The organism is Streptomyces sp. 35G-GA-8, assembly GCF_023534745.1.
Lineage (GTDB): Bacteria > Actinomycetota > Actinomycetes > Streptomycetales > Streptomycetaceae > Streptomyces.
On record NZ_JAMHJQ010000075.1, the window covers coordinates 1 to 326 of the forward strand.

The window sequence follows — 326 nt, forward strand, 5'->3', positions numbered from 1 at the left end:
AACAACCGTGATTCCGGGAGTAGTGGCGAGCGAAACCGGATGAGGCCAAACCGTATGCGTGTGATACCCGGCAGGGGTTGCGCATGTGGGGTTGTGGGAGTTCTCTTGATCGGTCTGCCGGCCGGTCGGCGAGTCAGAAACCGTATGGGTAGGCGAAGGACATGCGAAAGGTCCGGCGTAGAGGGTAAGACCCCCGTAGCTGAAATCTGTACGGCTCGTTTGAGAATCACCCAAGTAGCACGGGGCCCGAGAAATCCCGTGTGAATCTGGCGGGACCACCCGCTAAGCCTAAATATTCCCTGGTGACCGATAGCGGATAGTACCGT

1 rRNA gene is annotated in these 326 nt (G+C 58.0%); it reads left to right on the top strand.

The features are described from left to right. A 23S ribosomal RNA gene (locus tag M1203_RS38595) occupies positions 1-326 on the top strand; the annotation flags it as partial.